The sequence below is a fragment of the Cronobacter sp. HA18003 genome (assembly GCF_011605905.1).
In the GTDB taxonomy this organism is placed as follows: Bacteria; Pseudomonadota; Gammaproteobacteria; order Enterobacterales; family Enterobacteriaceae; genus Cronobacter; species Cronobacter sakazakii.
The window spans coordinates 555,703-573,586 of sequence record NZ_JAANQO010000011.1 but is presented as its reverse complement, the minus strand read 5'-3'; the positions used below and the strand labels follow the sequence as shown (position 1 = coordinate 573,586).

General features: G+C 57.7%; 19 protein-coding genes. 8 read left to right on the top strand and 11 right to left on the bottom strand.

Annotation, left to right across the window (positions count from 1 at the left end; translation table 11 throughout):
• Positions 1 to 139: 139 nt before the first annotated feature.
• Genes kdsA through hemA form a run of 6 tightly spaced genes read right to left on the bottom strand, consistent with a single transcriptional unit; the run spans position 140 to position 5,476 of the window.
• Positions 140 to 994, bottom strand: a complete 855-nt coding sequence (gene kdsA, locus G6041_RS03750; RefSeq protein ID WP_004388052.1) for a 3-deoxy-8-phosphooctulonate synthase — start codon at positions 992 to 994, stop codon at positions 140 to 142.
• A gap of 40 nt (positions 995 to 1,034) precedes the next feature.
• Positions 1,035 to 1,844, bottom strand: coding sequence for an invasion regulator SirB1 (gene sirB1 / locus G6041_RS03745; RefSeq protein WP_004388051.1), 810 nt, complete (start codon positions 1,842 to 1,844; stop codon positions 1,035 to 1,037).
• Entirely contained in the window at positions 1,841 to 2,236 is a 396-nt protein-coding gene (locus G6041_RS03740; RefSeq protein ID WP_012124537.1) for a SirB2 family protein, read from the bottom strand. The genes sirB1 and G6041_RS03740 overlap by 4 nt, the downstream gene beginning before the upstream one ends.
• Before the next feature lie 6 nt (positions 2,237 to 2,242).
• The gene (prmC, locus tag G6041_RS03735; protein ID WP_012124536.1) at positions 2,243 to 3,100 is read right to left on the bottom strand and encodes a peptide chain release factor N(5)-glutamine methyltransferase; all 858 of its coding nucleotides are present in this window, start codon (positions 3,098 to 3,100) and stop codon (positions 2,243 to 2,245) included.
• Positions 3,100 to 4,182, bottom strand: coding sequence for a peptide chain release factor 1 (gene prfA, locus G6041_RS03730; RefSeq protein ID WP_007868426.1), 1,083 nt, complete (start codon positions 4,180 to 4,182; stop codon positions 3,100 to 3,102). The genes prmC and prfA overlap by 1 nt, the downstream gene beginning before the upstream one ends.
• A 37-nt stretch (positions 4,183 to 4,219) precedes the next feature.
• Positions 4,220 to 5,476 carry a glutamyl-tRNA reductase gene (gene hemA / locus G6041_RS03725; protein ID WP_004386063.1) on the bottom strand — a complete coding sequence of 419 codons (1,257 nt, stop codon included), beginning with the start codon at positions 5,474 to 5,476 and terminating at the stop codon, positions 4,220 to 4,222.
• A 199-nt stretch (positions 5,477 to 5,675) separates the two neighbouring features.
• Between hemA and lolB the strand changes: the two genes are divergently transcribed.
• The 4 genes from lolB to dauA all read left to right on the top strand — a co-directional run bounded on the left by lolB (position 5,676) and on the right by dauA (position 10,041).
• A complete protein-coding gene (gene lolB, locus G6041_RS03720) occupies positions 5,676 to 6,299 on the top strand; it encodes a lipoprotein insertase outer membrane protein LolB (protein WP_004386062.1) in 624 nt (207 codons plus the stop codon).
• Entirely contained in the window at positions 6,299 to 7,165 is an 867-nt protein-coding gene (gene ispE / locus G6041_RS03715; RefSeq protein WP_012124533.1) for a 4-(cytidine 5'-diphospho)-2-C-methyl-D-erythritol kinase, read from the top strand. The genes lolB and ispE overlap by 1 nt, the downstream gene beginning before the upstream one ends.
• Before the next feature lie 127 nt (positions 7,166 to 7,292).
• Entirely contained in the window at positions 7,293 to 8,240 is a 948-nt protein-coding gene (prs, locus tag G6041_RS03710; RefSeq protein ID WP_004386060.1) for a ribose-phosphate diphosphokinase, read from the top strand.
• A 121-nt stretch (positions 8,241 to 8,361) separates the two neighbouring features.
• The gene (gene dauA / locus G6041_RS03705) at positions 8,362 to 10,041 is read left to right on the top strand and encodes a C4-dicarboxylic acid transporter DauA (RefSeq protein ID WP_012124530.1); all 1,680 of its coding nucleotides are present in this window, start codon (positions 8,362 to 8,364) and stop codon (positions 10,039 to 10,041) included.
• Between the two features lies 1 nt (position 10,042).
• On the opposite strand, the gene G6041_RS03700 is transcribed toward dauA, so the two are convergent.
• Complete coding sequence (locus tag G6041_RS03700) at positions 10,043 to 11,089, bottom strand: MerR family transcriptional regulator (protein WP_054628642.1); 1,047 nt, start codon at positions 11,087 to 11,089, stop codon at positions 10,043 to 10,045.
• Positions 11,090 to 11,221: 132 nt separating this feature from the next.
• Positions 11,222 to 11,497, bottom strand: a complete 276-nt coding sequence (gene ychH / locus G6041_RS03695) for a stress-induced protein YchH (RefSeq protein ID WP_007850694.1) — start codon at positions 11,495 to 11,497, stop codon at positions 11,222 to 11,224.
• Between the two features lie 267 nt (positions 11,498 to 11,764).
• Here ychH and pth point away from each other — a divergent pair, with 267 nt between their 5' ends.
• The 3 genes from pth to G6041_RS03680 all read left to right on the top strand — a co-directional run bounded on the left by pth (position 11,765) and on the right by G6041_RS03680 (position 14,469).
• Positions 11,765 to 12,349, top strand: coding sequence for an aminoacyl-tRNA hydrolase (gene pth / locus G6041_RS03690; protein ID WP_004387867.1), 585 nt, complete (start codon positions 11,765 to 11,767; stop codon positions 12,347 to 12,349).
• Between the two features lie 139 nt (positions 12,350 to 12,488).
• The gene (gene ychF, locus G6041_RS03685) at positions 12,489 to 13,580 is read left to right on the top strand and encodes a redox-regulated ATPase YchF (protein ID WP_004387866.1); all 1,092 of its coding nucleotides are present in this window, start codon (positions 12,489 to 12,491) and stop codon (positions 13,578 to 13,580) included.
• Positions 13,581 to 13,800: 220 nt separating this feature from the next.
• Positions 13,801 to 14,469: a YecA/YgfB family protein gene (locus G6041_RS03680; protein WP_041460702.1), complete on the top strand. Its 669-nt coding sequence runs from the start codon at positions 13,801 to 13,803 to the stop codon at positions 14,467 to 14,469.
• A gap of 98 nt (positions 14,470 to 14,567) precedes the next feature.
• Here G6041_RS03680 and G6041_RS03675 read toward each other — a convergent pair whose 3' ends face one another.
• Both G6041_RS03675 and G6041_RS03670 read right to left on the bottom strand, forming a co-directional pair.
• Entirely contained in the window at positions 14,568 to 15,353 is a 786-nt protein-coding gene (locus G6041_RS03675; protein ID WP_012124526.1) for a DUF3750 domain-containing protein, read from the bottom strand.
• A gap of 160 nt (positions 15,354 to 15,513) precedes the next feature.
• Complete coding sequence (locus G6041_RS03670; RefSeq protein ID WP_032989375.1) at positions 15,514 to 16,101, bottom strand: TetR/AcrR family transcriptional regulator; 588 nt, start codon at positions 16,099 to 16,101, stop codon at positions 15,514 to 15,516.
• Between the two features lie 113 nt (positions 16,102 to 16,214).
• Here G6041_RS03670 and G6041_RS03665 point away from each other — a divergent pair, with 113 nt between their 5' ends.
• Complete coding sequence (locus G6041_RS03665; RefSeq protein WP_012124524.1) at positions 16,215 to 16,811, top strand: NAD(P)H-dependent oxidoreductase; 597 nt, start codon at positions 16,215 to 16,217, stop codon at positions 16,809 to 16,811.
• A 156-nt stretch (positions 16,812 to 16,967) separates the two neighbouring features.
• Here G6041_RS03665 and G6041_RS03660 read toward each other — a convergent pair whose 3' ends face one another.
• On the bottom strand, positions 16,968 to 17,675 hold the full coding sequence (locus G6041_RS03660) for a phage antirepressor KilAC domain-containing protein (RefSeq protein ID WP_012124523.1): 708 nt from the start codon (positions 17,673 to 17,675) through the stop codon (positions 16,968 to 16,970).
• Positions 17,676 to 17,884: the final 209 nt, after the last annotated feature.

Sequence of the window (17,884 nt, the reverse complement as noted above, 5' to 3'; positions counted from 1 at the left end):
CGATAAGAGGCTAAATATGTTTTCGTAGGGCGGGTAAGCCTGCGCACCCGCCATATGACATTAACCCCTCTGAGCGGCACGCCGCACGCCCATAAAAAAACCCCGCATCGCGGGGTTTTTATTTTTACGACCGGGCCGATTAATGCTCGGTATCGAGTTCCGGGAAGCTTTTCACCAGATCGTCGATCGCTTTGATCTGCGTGAGGAACGCTTCGAGCTTCGCCAGCGGCAACGCGGACGGGCCGTCGCATTTCGCGTTTTCCGGGTCCGGGTGCGCTTCGATAAAGAGCCCTGCGAGGCCGGTCGCCATACCAGCGCGGGCAAGCTCGGTCACCTGGGCGCGACGACCGCTGGACGCGGCGCCAAACGGGTCGCGGCACTGCAGCGCGTGGGTCACGTCAAAAATCACCGGCGCGTTGCCAGAGACTTTCTTCATCACGCCAAAGCCCAGCATGTCGACCACCAGGTTGTCATAACCAAAGTTGGTGCCGCGATCGCACAGGATAACCTGCTCGTTGCCGCCCTCTTTGAATTTATCGACGATATTGCCGATCTGCCCCGGGCTGATAAACTGCGGTTTTTTCACGTTGATGACCGCGCCGGTTTTCGCCATCGCTTCAACCAGATCGGTCTGGCGCGCCAGGAAGGCCGGCAGCTGGATAACGTCCACGACATCCGCAACCGGCTGTGCCTGCTCGGCGGTATGTACATCGGTGATAATTTTCACGCCAAAGGTCTGCTTCAGCTCCTGAAAGATTTTCATCCCTTCTTCGAGGCCAGGGCCACGGTAAGAGTGAATAGAGGAGCGGTTGGCTTTATCAAAAGACGCTTTGAAAACGTAAGGAATGCCGAGCTTCTGGGTCACGGTGACGTAGTGCTCGCAGATGCGCATCGCCAGATCGCGCGATTCCAGCACGTTCATGCCGCCAAACAGTACGAACGGCAGATCGTTCGCGACGTTGATGTCGCCAATGCTAACCACTTTTTGTTTCATATTGTCGCCTTTATCCTGTGTAAATCGGTACACGCCGCGCTTAGTGCAGGGTAATCTGCTTGTGCGAAATCGAGTTAATCTGCGCCCGAATCATCTCGCTAATCGGATCTTCCGGGCACTGCTCCACAAAATAGCTTAAATCATTGAGCGCCACGTGCTCGCAGTCGAGCTGGGCGTAAATCAGTCCGCGGTCGCGGATCTCATACGGATCTTCCGGGTTAAACTCCAGCAGCGCTTCGCTGGCGCGCAGCGCGAGCTCCATCTGCCGCTCTTCCATCAGCGCCGATTTCAGCGTGTCGAGCAGTTTGCGGATGACGAGACTGTGTTCAGACTCTTCCAGGTCATCCATATAAAGCTCAGCCACCGGGCTGATGTTGCCTTTAAGCCAGACTTCAAGCGTATGTTCATCAAGCGTTTCACCGTTAAACGGGTTGATGAGCCACATTTCGCCATCCATCCAGTCGGCGCGCAGAATCAGCTGCGTCGGGAAAATGACCGGCATCAGCGGAATATCAAGACGCCCGGCTATCCACAGCAGAATAGCCCCGAGCGACACCGCGCTGCCCTGGCGTTTCTTCAGCACTTTGTCCAGCCACAGCGCGTCAGACAGGCGGTAAACGCCGCGCGCGTCGCTAAAGCCCCACTCGCCGTAAAACAGCTCCAGCAGGCGCTCAAGTTGTGTATCCTGATGTGAACCTTCGCAGATCTCTTCACGGGCCAGACGCACCAGGCTTTCGAGCTGGTCGTAGACGTCCTGCACCGGAAAATCGTCGCGGATATGCTGTGAAACCAAAATCATGCCGTCACAGAGCGGCGCGTTGTTAAACTGGAAATCGGCCAACGACTTCATATCAACCCCAATAGCGGTACTTTAGTGGTGGCGAGTTTCACGATGATGTAAAGCACCACCAGCCCAAGCAGGAAGGCAATCCAGCGGACCTGCTGGCTGCGCGGGCGACGCCCGAGCGCGATAAAGCCTAAAACGATGAAGATGATAACGCCAAAGAGCTTTTCAGTCAGCCATGCGCCCTGTGGGGTAAAAGGATAAAAATGCGTGATGAGTACCAGCGCCACACCGCTGCCGAGCAATACGGTGTCGTTGACATGCGGCACGATGCGCACCCAGCGCTTTGAGGACATCGGCGAGCTGCGGTACTGCCACCAGTAGCGCAAAATAAACAGACTGATGGAAATCACCACCGTCAGAATATGTAGGTGTTTTACTGCAAAATAAGCGGCCATGCTGCCTTACTCCTGTGTGTTGCGATCCTGTGTGTCGCGATAGTGTCCCAGCGTCAGACGTTCATTACCGCCATAATCGCGGCAGGTTTCAACAGCCTGATAGCCCGCGCGCGTAAAAAGTTCGCGCACCGCCTCGCCCTGCTGCCAGCCATGTTCCAGCATGAGCCAGCCGTTATCCTCAAGAAAGCGCCGTGCCTCAGTCACCAGCGTTTCAAGATCGGCCAGGCCCGCGTCATCCGCCACCAGCGCGCTTTTCGGCTCAAAACGCACGTCGCCCTGCGAGAGATGCGGATCGTCGCCATCGATATACGGCGGATTGCTGACGATAAGCGAAAAACGCACGTCCGTCAGTGCGGAAAACCAGTGGCTTTGCAAAATCGTGACGTTGTCGATGCCGAGCCGCTGTGCGTTGCGTTTCGCAAGCGCCACAGCCTCCGGGATGACATCCAGTGCGGTGACGTGACAGTCAGGACGCTCGGAGGCGAGCGCCAGCGCAATCGCGCCGGTGCCGGTGCCGAGATCGAGAATGCAGCACGGCGTGGCCGGCAGACGCGCCAGCGCCTGCTCCACCAGACATTCGGTATCGGGACGGGGGATAAGCGTTGCCGGGGAAACCTCCAGCGGCAACGACCAGAATTCACGCTGGCCGATGAGATACGCCACCGGCTCGCCCGCGGCGCGACGCGCCAGCAGGGCATCGAGCCGCTCGTGTTCATCGTCAGTCAGCGCGGTTTCGCCAAAGGCGAGGATAAACGTGCGCGTCCTGCCGGTCACAAACGCCAGCAGGATCTCCGCGTCGCGGCGCGGAGATTCACTTGCAGTGAGACGTTCGATGGCCTGTTTCAGCCACTGCTGATATTCCATTACTCCTGCTCAGCCAGCGCCGCCAGCTGATCGGCCTGATGCTCCTGGATAATCGGCTCAATGAGCGCGTCCAGTTTGCCTTCCATCACTTCGTCAAGACGGTAAAGCGTCAGGTTGATACGATGATCGGTCACGCGGCCCTGCGGGAAGTTGTAGGTGCGGTTGCGATCCGAACGATCGCCGCTGCCGAGCAGATTGCGGCGCGTGGAGGCCTCCGCCTGCTGGCGTTTGGCCACTTCGGCGGCGTGAATGCGCGCGCCCAGCACCGCCAGCGCTTTGGCTTTGTTCTTGTGCTGTGAGCGCTCGTCCTGGCACTCCACGACAATGCCGGTCGGCAGGTGGGTGATACGAATGGCGGAGTCGGTGGTGTTAACGTGCTGACCGCCCGCGCCGGAGGAGCGGAAGGTGTCGATACGCAGATCCGCCGGGTTGATGTCCGGCAGTTCGGCTTCCGGCAGCTCCGGCATCACCGCCACAGTGCAGGCGGAGGTATGGATACGCCCCTGGGATTCGGTCGCCGGAACGCGCTGTACGCGATGCCCGCCGGACTCAAACTTAAGACGCCCGTAGACGCCCTCGCCGCTGATTTTGGCGATGACTTCTTTATAACCGCCATGCTCGCCTTCGCTGGCGCTCATGATCTCCACACGCCAGCGGCGCGATTCAGCGTAACGGCTGTACATACGGAAGAGATCGCCTGCGAACAGCGCGGCTTCATCGCCGCCGGTGCCCGCACGCACTTCCACGAACGCGTTACGTTCATCGTCAGGATCTTTCGGCAGCAACAACAGCTGGAGCTCCTGCTCCAGCGCTTCGCTTTTAGCCTTCGCTTCCAGCAGCTCGTCCTGCGCCATATCGCGCATTTCCGGGTCGCTTAGCATCAGGCGCGCGGTTTCCATATCTTCCTGGACCTGACGCCATTCAAGAAAACAGCGCGAAACGTCGCTCAGCTGGGCATACTCGCGCGACAGCGCGCGAAAACGCTCCTGATCGGCAAGCGTACCCGCATCGCCCAGCAGAGCCTGAACTTCTTCATGACGCTCCTGCAAGGCTTCCAGTTTGGCAACAATAGAAGGCTTCATAGGCGGTAGATCACCCTGTAATTAGAATTGTGTTGTGCTACTCCAGCCCGAGGCTGTTGCGCAGAATATGCAGGCGTTCATCATCCCCGTCACGGGCAGCCTGCTGAAGAGATTTGGTTGGGGTGTGGATCAGGCGGTTGGTCAGCTTGCGCGCCAGATCCTGCATGATGGCTTCGGCATCGCCGCCGGTGCGCAGCGCCGCCAGGGCTTTACTGGTGAGCTCTTCGCGCACCTGATCGGCCTGGGCGCGATACTCGCGGATGGTCTCGCTGACGCTCTGGGCGCGCAGCCAGGCCATAAATTCGCAGGCTTCCTGCTCCACGATAGACTCCGCCTGCACCGCTGCGGCTTTACGCTGCGCGAGGTTGTGCTGGATGATGCTCTGCAGATCGTCAACGCTGTAAAGGTAGGCATTGGCAAGCTTGCCTACTTCCGGCTCGACATCACGCGGCACGGCGATATCCACCAGCAGCATCGGCTGGTTGCGGCGGGCCTTCAGCGCGCGTTCCATCATGCCTTTGCCGATAATCGGCAGCGGGCTTGCGGTGGAGCTGATAATGATATCGGCGTCTTTTAAGCGCTCGTCGATATCGCCAAGCCCGATGACCTCCGCGCCGACTTCATCCGCCAGGCGCTGGGCGCGCTCGCGGGTACGGTTGGCGATGATCATTTTCTGCACGTTATGTTCGCGCAGGTGACGGGCCGCAAGCTCGATGGTTTCACCCGCGCCGACCAGCATCACGGTGACCGTCGAGAGCGATTCGAAAATCTGCCGCGCCAGCGTACAGGCGGCAAACGCCACCGACACGGCGCTGGCGCCGATATCGGTTTCAGTACGCACGCGTTTGGCGACGGAGAAAGATTTCTGGAACATGCGTTCCAGCTCGCTGGCGTTCGCGTGGCCGCGACCAGAATCGGCGAAGGCTTTTTTTACCTGGCCTAAGATTTGCGGCTCGCCCAGCACCAGCGAATCGAGACCACTGGCGACGCGCATCAGATGGCTGACGGCGTCGTTATCGTGGTGCCAGTAGAGGCTGTTGCGAACTTCCTCTTCGTCGAGATTGTGATAATCGCACAGCCAGCGCACGAGCTTGTCGTGCAAGTTGTCCTGTTCCTCAACGCTCAGGTAAAGCTCCGTGCGGTTACACGTCGAGAGCACCACACCGCCCTGCACCATCGGCTGCGACAGCAGGCTTTCCAGCGCCTGGTCGAGCGTATCCGGCGAAAACGTCACGCGTTCTCGCAGCGAAACAGGAGCCGTCTTGTGGTTGATGCCGAGAGCTAACAGGGTCATGGAGCGGGAATAGTACCAGCGTTGATAAGGTTTGCTGTGCGCATCATACAGGATGCGTAAGGTCAATAAAAGAGAACCGCCTCTTTTGGAGTAATAGACAGATTCATGATTTAAGACAACTTGACCATAGACGCCCTCAGCCCCTGACGCTAGCATGAAGGGTTATAACCTCAATCAACATCAAGGATTTGTTCCTGTTATGGCGATTTCTTCTGTGCGTTTTTGGTCTCTCGCCCCGCTGGCGAGCCTGGTGCTGACCGCCTGTGTCAGCCACGCCCCGCAAGGTCCTGGCAAAAGCCCTGACTCTCCCCAGTGGCGACAGCACCAACAGCAGGTGCAAAACCTCGCGCAGTTCCAGACCCGCGGTGCTTTCGCCTATCTTTCCGACCAGCAGAAAGTCTACGCGCGTTTCTTCTGGCAACAGACCGGCAAAGAAAACTATCGCTTGCTGCTAACCAATCCGCTTGGCAGCACTGAGCTTGAGCTGAACGCGAAGCCGGGTGCCGTGGAACTGGTGGATAACAAAGGTAAACACTATCAGGCCACGGACGCCGAGGAGATGATCGGCAAACTGACCGGTATGCCGATTCCGCTCAATAGTCTGCGCCAGTGGATTGTCGGCCTGCCGGGCGATGCGACCGACTACTCGCTTGACGATCAATACCGTTTACGCGAAGTGAATTACACCCAGAACGGCAAAACCTGGAAGGTGGTATACGGCGGTTACGACACTAAAACCCAGCCTGCGATGCCCTCTAACCTGGAGCTGCGCGAAGGCGACCAGCGCATCAAGCTCAAAATGGATAACTGGATTGTTAAATAATGACCCGTTGGCCCTCCCCGGCGAAGCTTAATCTTTTCTTATATATCACGGGCCGTCGTAACGACGGCTACCACAATTTACAGACGCTGTTTCAGTTTCTCGACTATGGCGACACGGTGCTGATAACGCCGCGCATGGACGGCGAGCTTCGGCTGGTGACGCCCGTTGAGGGCGTGGCGCAAGAGGACAATCTCATCATGCGCGCCGCAAGGCTTCTGATGGCGCGCGCTCGTGAAACCGGACGGCTGCCTGAAGGCGCGGGGGCGGATCTGGGCGTGGAGAAGCGTTTACCGATGGGCGGCGGGCTCGGCGGCGGTTCGTCCAACGCCGCGACGGTTCTGGTGGCGCTCAATCATCTCTGGCAGACCGGCTTTAGCGAAGATGAGCTGGCGCGCCTTGGCGTGCAACTTGGTGCCGACGTGCCGGTGTTCGTGCGCGGCCGCGCGGCCTTCGCCGAAGGGGTCGGCGAATTGCTGACGCCTGCCAGCCCTGCGGAGAAATGGTATCTGGTGGCGCACCCGGGCGTGAGCATTCCCACACCCGTGATTTTCGGCGATCCGGAGCTCACACGCGATACGCCCGTCCGGTCAATGGAAACGTTGCTGAAATGTGAATTTCACAACGATTGCGAGCATATCGCAAGAAAACGTTTTCGTGAGGTTGATGCCGCGCTTTCCTGGCTGTTAGAATACGCGCCGTCGCGCCTGACCGGCACCGGAGCTTGTGTGTTTGCTGAATTTAACACCGAATCCGAGGCCCGCCGGGTGCTTGAGAAAGCCCCGGAATGGCTGAAGGGTTTTGTTGCGCGAGGCGTCAACCACTCCCCGTTACAGCAAGCCATCGCCGGGCAAACTGAGTCGTGGTGACAACGTCACCTCTGTTCCAGACGTTGCGCCATGCTCTTTAAATACACCGCCTGGATGGCGAACCTGCTTCCTGTCGCGTTTTGCGGCGCCGCCATCCACCACTGGACGCATGCCTGAGGTTCTTCTCGTGCCTGATATGAAGCTTTTTGCTGGTAACGCCACCCCGGAACTAGCACAACGTATTGCCAACCGCCTGTACACTTCCCTCGGCGACGCTGCTGTCGGTCGCTTTAGCGACGGCGAAGTCAGCGTACAAATTAATGAAAATGTACGCGGTGGTGATATTTTCATCATCCAGTCCACTTGTGCCCCCACCAACGACAACCTGATGGAACTGGTTGTCATGGTCGACGCCCTGCGCCGCGCTTCCGCAGGTCGTATTACCGCCGTTATCCCTTATTTTGGTTATGCCCGTCAGGACCGTCGCGTGCGTTCCGCGCGTGTGCCTATCACCGCGAAAGTGGTGGCGGATTTCCTGTCCAGCGTAGGGGTTGACCGCGTTCTCACTGTGGACCTGCACGCAGAACAGATTCAGGGCTTCTTCGATGTGCCGGTAGATAACGTCTTCGGCAGCCCGATTCTGCTGGAAGATATGCTGCAGCAGAACCTGGATAACCCGATTGTGGTTTCTCCGGACATCGGCGGCGTGGTGCGCGCTCGCGCCATCGCAAAACTGCTCAACGATACCGACATGGCGATCATCGACAAACGTCGTCCGCGCGCTAACGTCTCTCAGGTGATGCACATCATCGGTGACGTGGCAGGCCGCGACTGCGTACTGGTAGATGACATGATCGACACCGGCGGCACCCTGTGCAAAGCGGCTGAAGCGCTGAAAGAGCGCGGCGCTAAACGCGTTTTCGCCTACGCCACCCACCCGATTTTCTCCGGCAACGCGCTGAATAATCTGCGCAACTCCGTGATTGATGAAGTGGTCGTCTGCGACACTATCCCGCTGTCTGAAGAGATCAAAGCGCTGCCGAATGTGCGCACGCTGACCCTCTCCGGTATGCTGGCCGAAGCGATTCGTCGTATCAGCAACGAAGAATCTATCTCCGCCATGTTCGAGCATTAATCGGACTGAGCGTAAAAACCCGCCCCGGCGGGTTTTTTTATTCTTTTGTTTTATTTGTATGATTTATGTATTCATCATCGTATATTTTTTTACATGGTGGTGAACGCATGGATGAAATATCGTGAACACCCAATATCTCTCGCAAATTCTTCCTTTCCGTGCGCTGGTGGAAGCCTGCTGGCGTGAAAAATATACCGTCTCCCGGCTGAGCCGCGATCTGATTGCTGGCATCACCGTCGGCATTATCGCCATTCCGCTCGCCATGGCGCTGGCTATTGGTAGCGGCGTGCCGCCACAATACGGCCTCTATACTTCCGCCATCGCGGGCATTGTTATCGCGCTGAGCGGCGGTTCACGCTACAGCGTCTCGGGGCCGACCGCCGCGTTTGTGGTCATTCTCTACCCTGTCGCGCAGCAATTTGGGCTTTCCGGGCTGCTGGTGGCGACGCTGCTCTCGGGTATCTTTTTAATTCTGTTCGGGCTGGCGCGCTTCGGGCGACTGATTGAGTATATTCCGCTGCCGGTCACGCTGGGCTTTACCTCCGGCATCGGCATTACCATCGCGACCATGCAGATCAAAGATTTCTTTGGCCTCGACATCGCGCATATGCCGGAACATTACCTGCCGAAAGTGGCCGCGCTGGCGGTGGCGCTGCCTGGGCTGAATCCTGGCGATGCGGCGATTGGTATCGTCACGCTGGGTGTGCTGGTGTTCTGGCCGCGTTTCGGCATCCGTCTGCCGGGGCATTTACCGGCGCTGCTGGCAGGCTGCGCGGTGATGGGCGTCGTTCATCTGCTGGGCGGGAATGTCGCGACCATCGGTTCACGTTTTCATTATCTGCTGGCAGACGGCACACAGGGCAACGGTATCCCGCCACTCCTGCCACAACTGGTGCTGCCGTGGGATCTGCCGGGGTCGTCATTTACGTTAAGCCTGGATTCGCTGCGCGCGCTGCTGCCCGCCGCGTTTTCTATGGCGGTGCTGGGCGCTATCGAATCCCTGCTGTGTGCGGTCGTGCTGGACGGCATGACCGGTACGCGCCATAACGCCAACAGTGAGCTAATCGGCCAGGGGCTTGGTAATCTGGTCGCGCCGTTCTTTGGCGGCATCACCGCCACCGCCGCGATAGCCCGTTCGGCGGCCAACGTGCGCGCGGGTGCTACTTCGCCTGTCGCCGCGGTGTTCCATGCGCTACTGGTGCTGTTAGCGCTGCTGGCGCTCGCCCCGCTGCTCTCCTGGCTTCCGCTCTCGGCGATGGCCGCCCTGCTGCTGATGGTGGCGTGGAATATGAGCGAAGCGCATAAGGTGATTGGCCTGCTGCGCCGCGCGCCGAAGGATGACATCGTCGTGATGCTTATCTGCCTGTCGCTGACGGTGCTGTTTGATATGGTGATAGCCATCAGCGTCGGCGTGGTGCTGGCCTCGCTACTGTTTATGCGCCGGGTGGCGCGCATGACGCGGCTCGCGCCGCTGAATGTTTCCGTACCAGAGGATGTCCTGGCCGTGCGGGTGACCGGGCCGCTGTTCTTCGCCGCGGCCGAAGGCGTCTTTACGCCGCTGCTGGCGCAGGCGGCGGGCAAACGCGTTATCGTGATGCAATGGGACGCGGTGCCGGTGCTGGACGCGGGTGGCCTGGATGCCCTGCAACGCTTTATTGAACGCCTGCCGGATGGCTGCGAGCTGCGCATCTGTCATCTCGAATTCCAGCCGCTGCGCACGCTGGCGCGCGCAGGCGTTCAGCCCATCCCTGGGCGTCTTGCTTTCTTCCCGGGGAGCGACGCAGCCTTAGCCGCGCCGTGAATCAAAGTGCAGGCGCAGCCCCCTGCGCCTGCATCAACGCGCCGAATGCCTGTTGCAGCCAGGCGAGCGTTTCCGGCGTCATCCAGGTGCCTTTAGAAAGATGCGGTTCGCGCATCATCGCCTCCCGAAATTTTTGCTGCGTCTGCGGGTTATCGCCAGCGAACGAAGAAAACAGCGTCAGCCAGTGCGCCGCAATTTCGCGCGCTTCTTCGCTTTGCGGGGAGAGGTGCGCGTCCACTGCCGCATGAAGTTTCGCCACCAGCGGCGGCCACTCCATCATGCGATCGAAATAGTGCTCACGGGTGAACGCGTACTCTTCGGGCGTCAGATAACGCTCGTAGATAGCAAGCTTGCTTTCGGCAAAGGCATGCGTGATCCAGTCGACTATCTCAGGCGTAATGCCGGTTTTATCGCGCATTGCAGGCTCGGCGGCATGCATGTCGTTGAGGCGAGTCAGGAACGCAGGGTTGCCCGCGGTATCCCGCTCCAGCGTTTCCATCCAGCGCGTGGCGAGCGCCTGCGCAGCCGGACTGCTGACCGGTACGCCCTGAGAAACCGCTGCCTTAACCTCATTCACCAGCGCCGCCCACTGCGCTTCGCGCTCGGCGTTTTCCTGCGCAAACGGCAACTGTTTCAGTTCGTCGTGCGAAAACCATTTCTCATACATCGTCATTAACTCCAGTGTTTTCAGCCATTCCTGAAGATCCGGCTCACAACCGGCCAGAAGCCCGTCACGCAGCACCACCAGCCGGTCGCGCAGTATCGCGGTACGCGTAAGCTGTGCATTCAGCTGGGTGATTTGCGTGTCAATGACTTCCGTCAGCGTCATGCTGCCGCTCTCCAGACACTCCCGCACCTGCGCCAGACTCAACCCCATTCGCGTCAGTGCCTGAATATGATGCAGGCGCTGAATATCATCGCGGTTATAGAGACGGTAACCGGCGGCCGTGCGGCCGGAGGGAATGAGCAGACCGAGGCTTTCGTAGTGATGCAGCGTGCGGACCGTCAGCCCGGCGCGCTTCGCGAGTTCACCAACCTGTAGCAACATAACGCCTCTCCTCTTCCCTTTCGAAGCCCACTGTGAGCCCTGACGTAACGTAAGGGTCAAGAGCGTATCATAAAAAAAGCTCCCGACCGGCGGGAGCTTTTTACAGCGTTTACGTATTAACGAGAGTAATCATTATGAACTGGAGTGATGGTTGCGCTTGCAACGTTTGTCATAATGGCGCACCCACCAGTAACGATCGCACACTTGTTCATGACCACCAACGCGGGCGCCTGCCAGCCATAACACGGCCCCGACGAAGATACTTAATACCGCGCCATGCGCGAAAAACTGCGGCAGGTTTAGCTGCGGCAGCTGGTTGAGAATGGAGTAACCGACCCCGCCAACCATGACCACTAACCCCAGCCCCATCAAGAAATTGCCGAGCAACGACGCGTTTTTGCGTTTCATAGTCACCTCCGGAAGAATGGGCGGGAAAGTATCCCTGTTATTTATGTGTAAAGTATAGGCAACGCTTATAAATGCGGGTTGCGCCGGGGATCACAATTATGAACTTTCTCTGGACGAAACTTTACAAATAAGCCAATGAATTACATGAAAATCTAATTATTCATGATTGTGATTATTGATTTCCGTTCATCGGTGCGACGCGGTTTTGTGATCTGCGCGACACCACAGTAAACTACGCCGCAAACAGAGGTTTTCAGGAACAGTAACGTGACGATTAAACTGATAGTCGGGCTTGCGAACCCCGGCGCGGAATATGCCGCCACCCGACATAACGCGGGCGCATGGTATGTCGATCTGCTGGCGGATCGCTTTCGCGCCCCGCTGAAAGAAGAGGCTAAATTTTTCGGCTACACCTCACGCATCAACGTGAACGGCAACGATGTACGCCTGCTGGTGCCAACCACTTTTATGAACCTGAGCGGCAAAGCCGTGGCGGCGATGGCCACGTTTTACCGTATCGCGCCGGATGAAATTCTGGTGGCGCACGATGAACTCGATCTGCCGCCAGGCGTGGCGAAGTTCAAATTAGGCGGCGGACATGGCGGTCATAACGGCCTGAAAGACATCATCAGCAAGCTGGGGAATAACCCTAATTTTCACCGCTTACGGCTGGGCATTGGTCATCCGGGCGATAAAAACAAAGTTGTCGGCTTTGTGCTTGGCAAACCGCCAGTGAGCGAGCAAAAGCTGATTGACGAGGCCGTGGACGAAGCGGCACGCTGCACCGAAATCTGGCTGCAGGACGGCTTAACCAAAGCCACTAACCGTCTGCACAGTTTTAAAGCGCAATAAACCGCGTGGCGGCGCGGCATAAGGGCGATTTCTCCCCCGTTGCGCGCCCGTTACGTGTATAATAGCCAAATAACACCATTTCTCATCATCGGGTTAATTTTAACCCTCTGATAAACAAGCAATTAAGGTAATGTAAACCATGGGATTCAAATGCGGTATCGTCGGCTTGCCGAACGTCGGTAAATCCACTCTGTTCAATGCGCTGACCAAAGCAGGTATTGAGGCGGCGAACTTCCCGTTCTGTACCATTGAGCCGAACACCGGCGTCGTGCCTATGCCCGATCCGCGTCTGGACAAAATCGCCGAGATCGTGAAGCCGCAACGTATTCTGCCGACCACGATGGAATTTGTGGATATCGCCGGTCTGGTGAAGGGCGCGTCCAAAGGTGAAGGCCTGGGCAACCAGTTCCTGACCAACATCCGCGAAACCGAAGCTATCGGCCACGTGGTGCGTTGCTTTGAAAACGACAACATCATCCACGTCGCGGGCAAAGTAAACCCGGCGGAAGATATTGATACCATCAATACCGAGCTGGCGCTTTCTGACCTCGATACCTGCGAGCGTGCGATTCATCGTATCTCCAAGAAAGCCAAAGGCGGCGATAAAGACGCCAAAGCCGAGCTGGCCGTACTGGAAAAATGCCTGCCGCAGCTTGAGAACGCCGGTATGCTGCGCGCGCTGGATCTGAGCAAAGAAGAGAAAGATCTCATCAAATACCTGAGTTTCCTGACGCTCAAGCCGACCATGTACATCGCGAACGTCAACGAAGACGGTTTCGAGAACAACCCGTTCCTGGATCAGGTGCGTGAAATCGCCGCGAAAGAAGGCTCTGTGGTTGTGCCGGTGTGCGCCGCCGTGGAAGCGGATATCGCTGAGCTTGACGATGAAGAGCGCGATGAGTTTATGCAGGAGCTGGGCCTCGAAGAGCCGGGGCTGAACCGCGTGATCCGCGCCGGTTACGCGCTGCTGAACCTGCAGACGTATTTCACCGCTGGCGTGAAAGAAGTGCGCGCCTGGACCATTCCTGTCGGTGCCACCGCCCCGCAGGCGGCGGGTAAAATCCACACCGATTTCGAAAAAGGCTTTATCCGCGCGCAAACCATCGCTTATGACGATTTCATCGCTTACAAAGGCGAACAGGGCGCGAAAGAAGCCGGTAAAATGCGTGCCGAAGGCAAAGATTACATCGTCAAAGATGGCGATATCATGAACTTCCTGTTCAACGTCTGACCATTTCTTTTCGCGTGTGGGGTGGTGTTCCATCTCATAAAGCTGACTGAGAATGTAAAATCCACGCTCTGGCGTGGATTTTTCTTTTCGTCCTGAATACCCGTTTTAAGCGCGTCGTATCTTTAGCGGATAACGCCGCGGTTAACAGATTGATGACTAAAGGGACAGGGTAAGTGTTTACACTGCCGGTCCTGGACCTAAGCGCCGAGGAGGCAACATGATGAAAGAAGGCCCGCTGACCGAGAAAGAGCTGGAATGGCTTGACGAGATGCTGGAAAAGTATGGCAGCGAGGATTCGATTGTCGATGTCGCCGAGCTCGATGGCCTGCTGACCGCCGTGCTTTCCGGCCCAAAAACGATTGAGCCGAGCGAATGGCTGGTCGCGCTGTGGGGCGGTCAAAACCGCATTCCCCGCTGGAGCAACGAGCGTGAGATGAACCGCTTTATGGATCTGTGCTTCCAGCATATGAACGATATTGCCGATCGGCTCGCGGAATTCCCCGATCAGTTCGATCCGCTGTTTGGCGTGCGCGAAACCGAAGGCCAGGAATTTACCGTGGTGGAAGAGTGGTGCTTTGGCTATCTGCGCGGCGTGGCACTCGGCGACTGGTCATCACTGCCGGAATCACTGCAGCCCGCGCTGGACGCCATTGCCCTGCACGGCAAGGAAGAGAACTTCCCACAGCTGGAGTCGCTCTCCCAGGAAGAACTCGAAGCGAGTTTCGCTGCTATCCGCCCCGCCGCGCTGGCGCTGCATGATTACTGGATAGCCCTGCCGGAAGCGGTGCCTGAGCCGCAGCAGCCGGTGGTGGCCGAACAAAAGCCTGGGCGAAACGATCCCTGCTTTTGCGGCAGCGGTAAAAAGTATAAGCACTGCTGCCTGCACTAAACACGATGCGCCTGCGGGCGCATTTTTTCGGCGGCGGCAGGACAGAAAGCCGGGACAAAACATCACCGGAACGTGTTCGCCAATGCGTAAACGACAGTTTATCCCTCGCCGCCTTCCCTGTTTTTCTGCAAATTATCGCTTCCCACTCCGCCAATAAAGGGCAGCCGAAGTTTAACTGGCGACAGATCCAGCCCCATATTCAGCCCCAGAATATTGATTTCAAGCCCCTCTTCCACGCCCAGCGTAAATCCCGCCACGCCCAAAAAAGAGACCTGAACGCCGCGTCCTGACGGCGGCAAGCCGACAACATGGCGCAGCGGACGGAAATCTTTGCCGATAGCATTGGCGGGCATATCCAGCTTCAGCGCAGGAACTTCCCGCCCGATATGGGCGATGAACGTGTTGCTGTTTGGGCCAGGCCAGACGCGATAAGTCTCCGGCCACGGCCAGGAGGCGATAGCCGCTTCAATTTGAGGGATCATGGCTTCGGCTTCCTTGCCACGATGCTCAACCAGCAGGCGGGGTTTCGAGCCATACCAGTAACCGTCCGGCACGTTTTGGTTGCGCCGCACTTTCTTACCTGCGCCCCAGCTAATCACTTCATAGCGGGTGTAATGGATTTCCCCGGCGCGTTTATAGATTATCCAGGGATGGACCGCGACCACACCTTTCCAGCCCCATGTCGGCGCGGCGTAAACCTGCACCAATGCCAGCCTGGCGTTTTTTCTCGGATCCGGTGCGAGCCCCGCGGAGTCGCTGCGGGCAGCCCACCAGCCACGCTGCGAAAGTGGCTCATGGTGATACATCTTCTGGCCGACGCTCGCGGCAAATGACAGCAGAGTGATACAAAGAAAACTCAGTAACAGCGTTTTAATCAGGAACATGCGGGGCCGGGTGTGGTTAAAAATAGATCACAATGACACCATCCTAACGCTGTATTTATATCCAGCAAAGTTCGTTTTGTGCTACGAATATCGCGACATGCCTCGAACAGGCATGTCATGCGCTTTTGAGAAAGCCAGCGTTAAGCTCACCACTTGCGGCTTATCTCTTCTCCACCATTCCGACAATCGCATCGCGCAGTTCTGCTTTTGCCTGTGCGGCATCAATCGCGCCTATCGTTACGGCCCAGGAAAGCCCTTCGGCGGCCCCGAACATCGCCCACAGCGCGGCGTCACGCAGCGCGTTATCCGCCCGCAGCGGCGCAAACAGCGTGCGGCATTTATTGATGAATTCCACCGCGTAATCCTGACGCAGCTTTTCAAGCTCCGGCGTGCCGGTGAGCGCCGCCATCACATTTGGCATTTCACGCCCCTGCAACAGCACGCATTCGATATACGCATCGGCGATCACCGCTGCCAGCGGCAACAGTTCAGGTTGAGTGCGTGCGATCGCCTCATCCATTTTGCGGTTCTGGCGCACTTCATATTCGTGATAAAGCGCCGCCAGCAGGCCGGAGCGGCTGGTGAAATGATCGTAGACTACCGGCTTTGTGACGCCCGCCCGTTCCGCGAGCCTGCCAAGCGTCAGCGCCTCGGTGCCCTCTTCACGAATAATCTGCCAGGCCATTTCAATAAGCTGGGTGTGGCGCGCATCGCGGCTTAGCCGCTGGCGCGTGCGAATTTCAGACACGGCGTTTCTCCTTGACAGAATTACCTACCAAAAGTAACTTACCAATGGTAGGTTACTTTTAGTATATCAGATTACGTCTGTCGTCACCCGATGGCAACGCAGGAGGAGTGAATATGCACGCATTAATCGTCGTTTCCCATCCGTTAGCGTCATCTCTGACCCACCGCGTCACGCACGCGCTGGCCGAAGGCATTACCCGTGCCGGTAGCGGTCATACCGCCGACATTGCCGATCTCACACGCGAAGGCTTCGACCCGGTCTTTAACGAGCACGATTACGCCGCGTTTATGAAAACTGCACCGGTGCCGCCAGACGTCGCCCGCGAGCAGGCGCGTATCAATCACGCCGACGCGCTGGTACTGGTGTTTCCGGTGTACTGGTGGTCGATGCCGGGGCTGTTGAAAGGCTGGATCGATCGCGTTTTTTCAAACGGCTGGGCGTATGAAGAAAGCCCGGAAGGGAAAGTAGTCAAAAAACTGGGGCATCTGCCGGTGCATCTGGTGAGTATCGGCGGCGCGGACAGAAAAACGTTCGATAAACACGGTTATCACCAGGCCTGGGACACGCAAATCGCCCACGGGATTTTCGATTACTGCGGTGCGCCGGTTATCACCAACGAAACGCTGTTTCTGCCGGATCTCAGTACGCCTGACGACGCCCTGGAATGCGCACGCGCGCTGGGCGCGAAAATATTTACCGCACCCGCATAAGCGCGTCGGCCAGAGAAGGGTTTACAGAGAGATAACGGGAATAAACGCGGAGGAAACAGCCATCCGGCGCGTCTCTCTTATCCGCTAAACCCCGCAAATAACCGCAGGCGAAAAGCGAATCAAGACGCAGCCGGACGCTCACGGTGCGCCGGGCCGTCAGGCCGCGGCGCCGTTGGTCTGGGCGGTGAGATGAGCGGCCCACAGGCTTGCCACCCATTTCACGCCGCGCGCGGTAAAACGCGGTTGGGCGAAGGTATGCAGGTTTTCACCCACGCCTGAGCGCAGCGTAAAGTAACCCGCCTGCAGGTGGTGGTGCTGCGGTACCAGCGTACCGTTGGCGCGCTGCATAATGTTGCGCTCAAGCAGAAACTGGCGGAACTCCGGCTCCTTCACCTTCAGCATTTTGCACAGCTGGCGAAAGCCAAGCGACTCGTCGACCTGCACGAAACGATCGAAGAACTCGGCTTTAGGGGCGAAGAGAGCCAGCTGCTGCTCCGCCCGCTGACGCTTTTCATACTGCTCGGCCCAGGCGCGCGCGGCGGCGGCCGGGTTGGTAAAGTCCGGCAGGCTGGCGTTACGTTCGCGTTCCTGCCAGCGATCGAGCATTTCGGCGGTAAAGGCGGGCGAAATGCGCGCCACCGTCAGCAGCGAGTCGCGTTTATTCAGTAAGAACTCCTGACGCATCTCCCCTTCCCGTTCGTACAGATTAATGCCGATAGGCTGGGACAGGCGCTGCGCCGTTTCCAGGCTTTTAATCATGCGCTTCACTTCACTGTGGGCAATCCCTGTTAACGTCGCGATTTCACGGCTGCTCATTGTGACCGATTGATCCTGAGCATTAAGATTTTCCAGCGGAATCATCATAGGTTTCACCACTCATTCACTAACTCAATTACAACAACACCTGGTGCTTTGTAGAAATAGTATACAGGCACCTGTTTAAATATCCAGTAGATTTTTTAATCGGTTTTACTTAAGTTGCAGGCGAGACGCGGCCTGCGATGAGTGGTCCGCTATGTGATTAAAAATCAATCCCTTTTCGCTGCCTCCTGCGCTATCTGCCCACCGCGCCC

What these genes read in the sequence shown, in the direction of transcription:
- kdsA (WP_004388052.1), bottom strand. Translation starts at nt 994, where the DNA reads ATGAAACAAAAAGTGGTTAGCATTGGCGACATCAACGTCGCGAACGAT.
- sirB1 (WP_004388051.1), bottom strand. Translation starts at nt 1,844, where the DNA reads ATGAAGTCGTTGGCCGATTTCCAGTTTAACAACGCGCCGCTCTGTGAC.
- G6041_RS03740 (WP_012124537.1), bottom strand. Translation starts at nt 2,236, where the DNA reads ATGGCCGCTTATTTTGCAGTAAAACACCTACATATTCTGACGGTGGTG.
- prmC (WP_012124536.1), bottom strand. Translation starts at nt 3,100, where the DNA reads ATGGAATATCAGCAGTGGCTGAAACAGGCCATCGAACGTCTCACTGCA.
- prfA (WP_007868426.1), bottom strand. Translation starts at nt 4,182, where the DNA reads ATGAAGCCTTCTATTGTTGCCAAACTGGAAGCCTTGCAGGAGCGTCAT.
- hemA (WP_004386063.1), bottom strand. Translation starts at nt 5,476, where the DNA reads ATGACCCTGTTAGCTCTCGGCATCAACCACAAGACGGCTCCTGTTTCG.
- lolB (WP_004386062.1), top strand. Translation starts at nt 5,676, where the DNA reads ATGGCGATTTCTTCTGTGCGTTTTTGGTCTCTCGCCCCGCTGGCGAGC.
- ispE (WP_012124533.1), top strand. Translation starts at nt 6,299, where the DNA reads ATGACCCGTTGGCCCTCCCCGGCGAAGCTTAATCTTTTCTTATATATC.
- G6041_RS03700 (WP_054628642.1), bottom strand. Translation starts at nt 11,089, where the DNA reads ATGTTGCTACAGGTTGGTGAACTCGCGAAGCGCGCCGGGCTGACGGTC.
- ychH (WP_007850694.1), bottom strand. Translation starts at nt 11,497, where the DNA reads ATGAAACGCAAAAACGCGTCGTTGCTCGGCAATTTCTTGATGGGGCTG.
- ychF (WP_004387866.1), top strand. Translation starts at nt 12,489, where the DNA reads ATGGGATTCAAATGCGGTATCGTCGGCTTGCCGAACGTCGGTAAATCC.
- G6041_RS03680 (WP_041460702.1), top strand. Translation starts at nt 13,801, where the DNA reads ATGAAAGAAGGCCCGCTGACCGAGAAAGAGCTGGAATGGCTTGACGAG.
- G6041_RS03675 (WP_012124526.1), bottom strand. Translation starts at nt 15,353, where the DNA reads ATGTTCCTGATTAAAACGCTGTTACTGAGTTTTCTTTGTATCACTCTG.
- G6041_RS03665 (WP_012124524.1), top strand. Translation starts at nt 16,215, where the DNA reads ATGCACGCATTAATCGTCGTTTCCCATCCGTTAGCGTCATCTCTGACC.
- G6041_RS03660 (WP_012124523.1), bottom strand. Translation starts at nt 17,675, where the DNA reads ATGATGATTCCGCTGGAAAATCTTAATGCTCAGGATCAATCGGTCACA.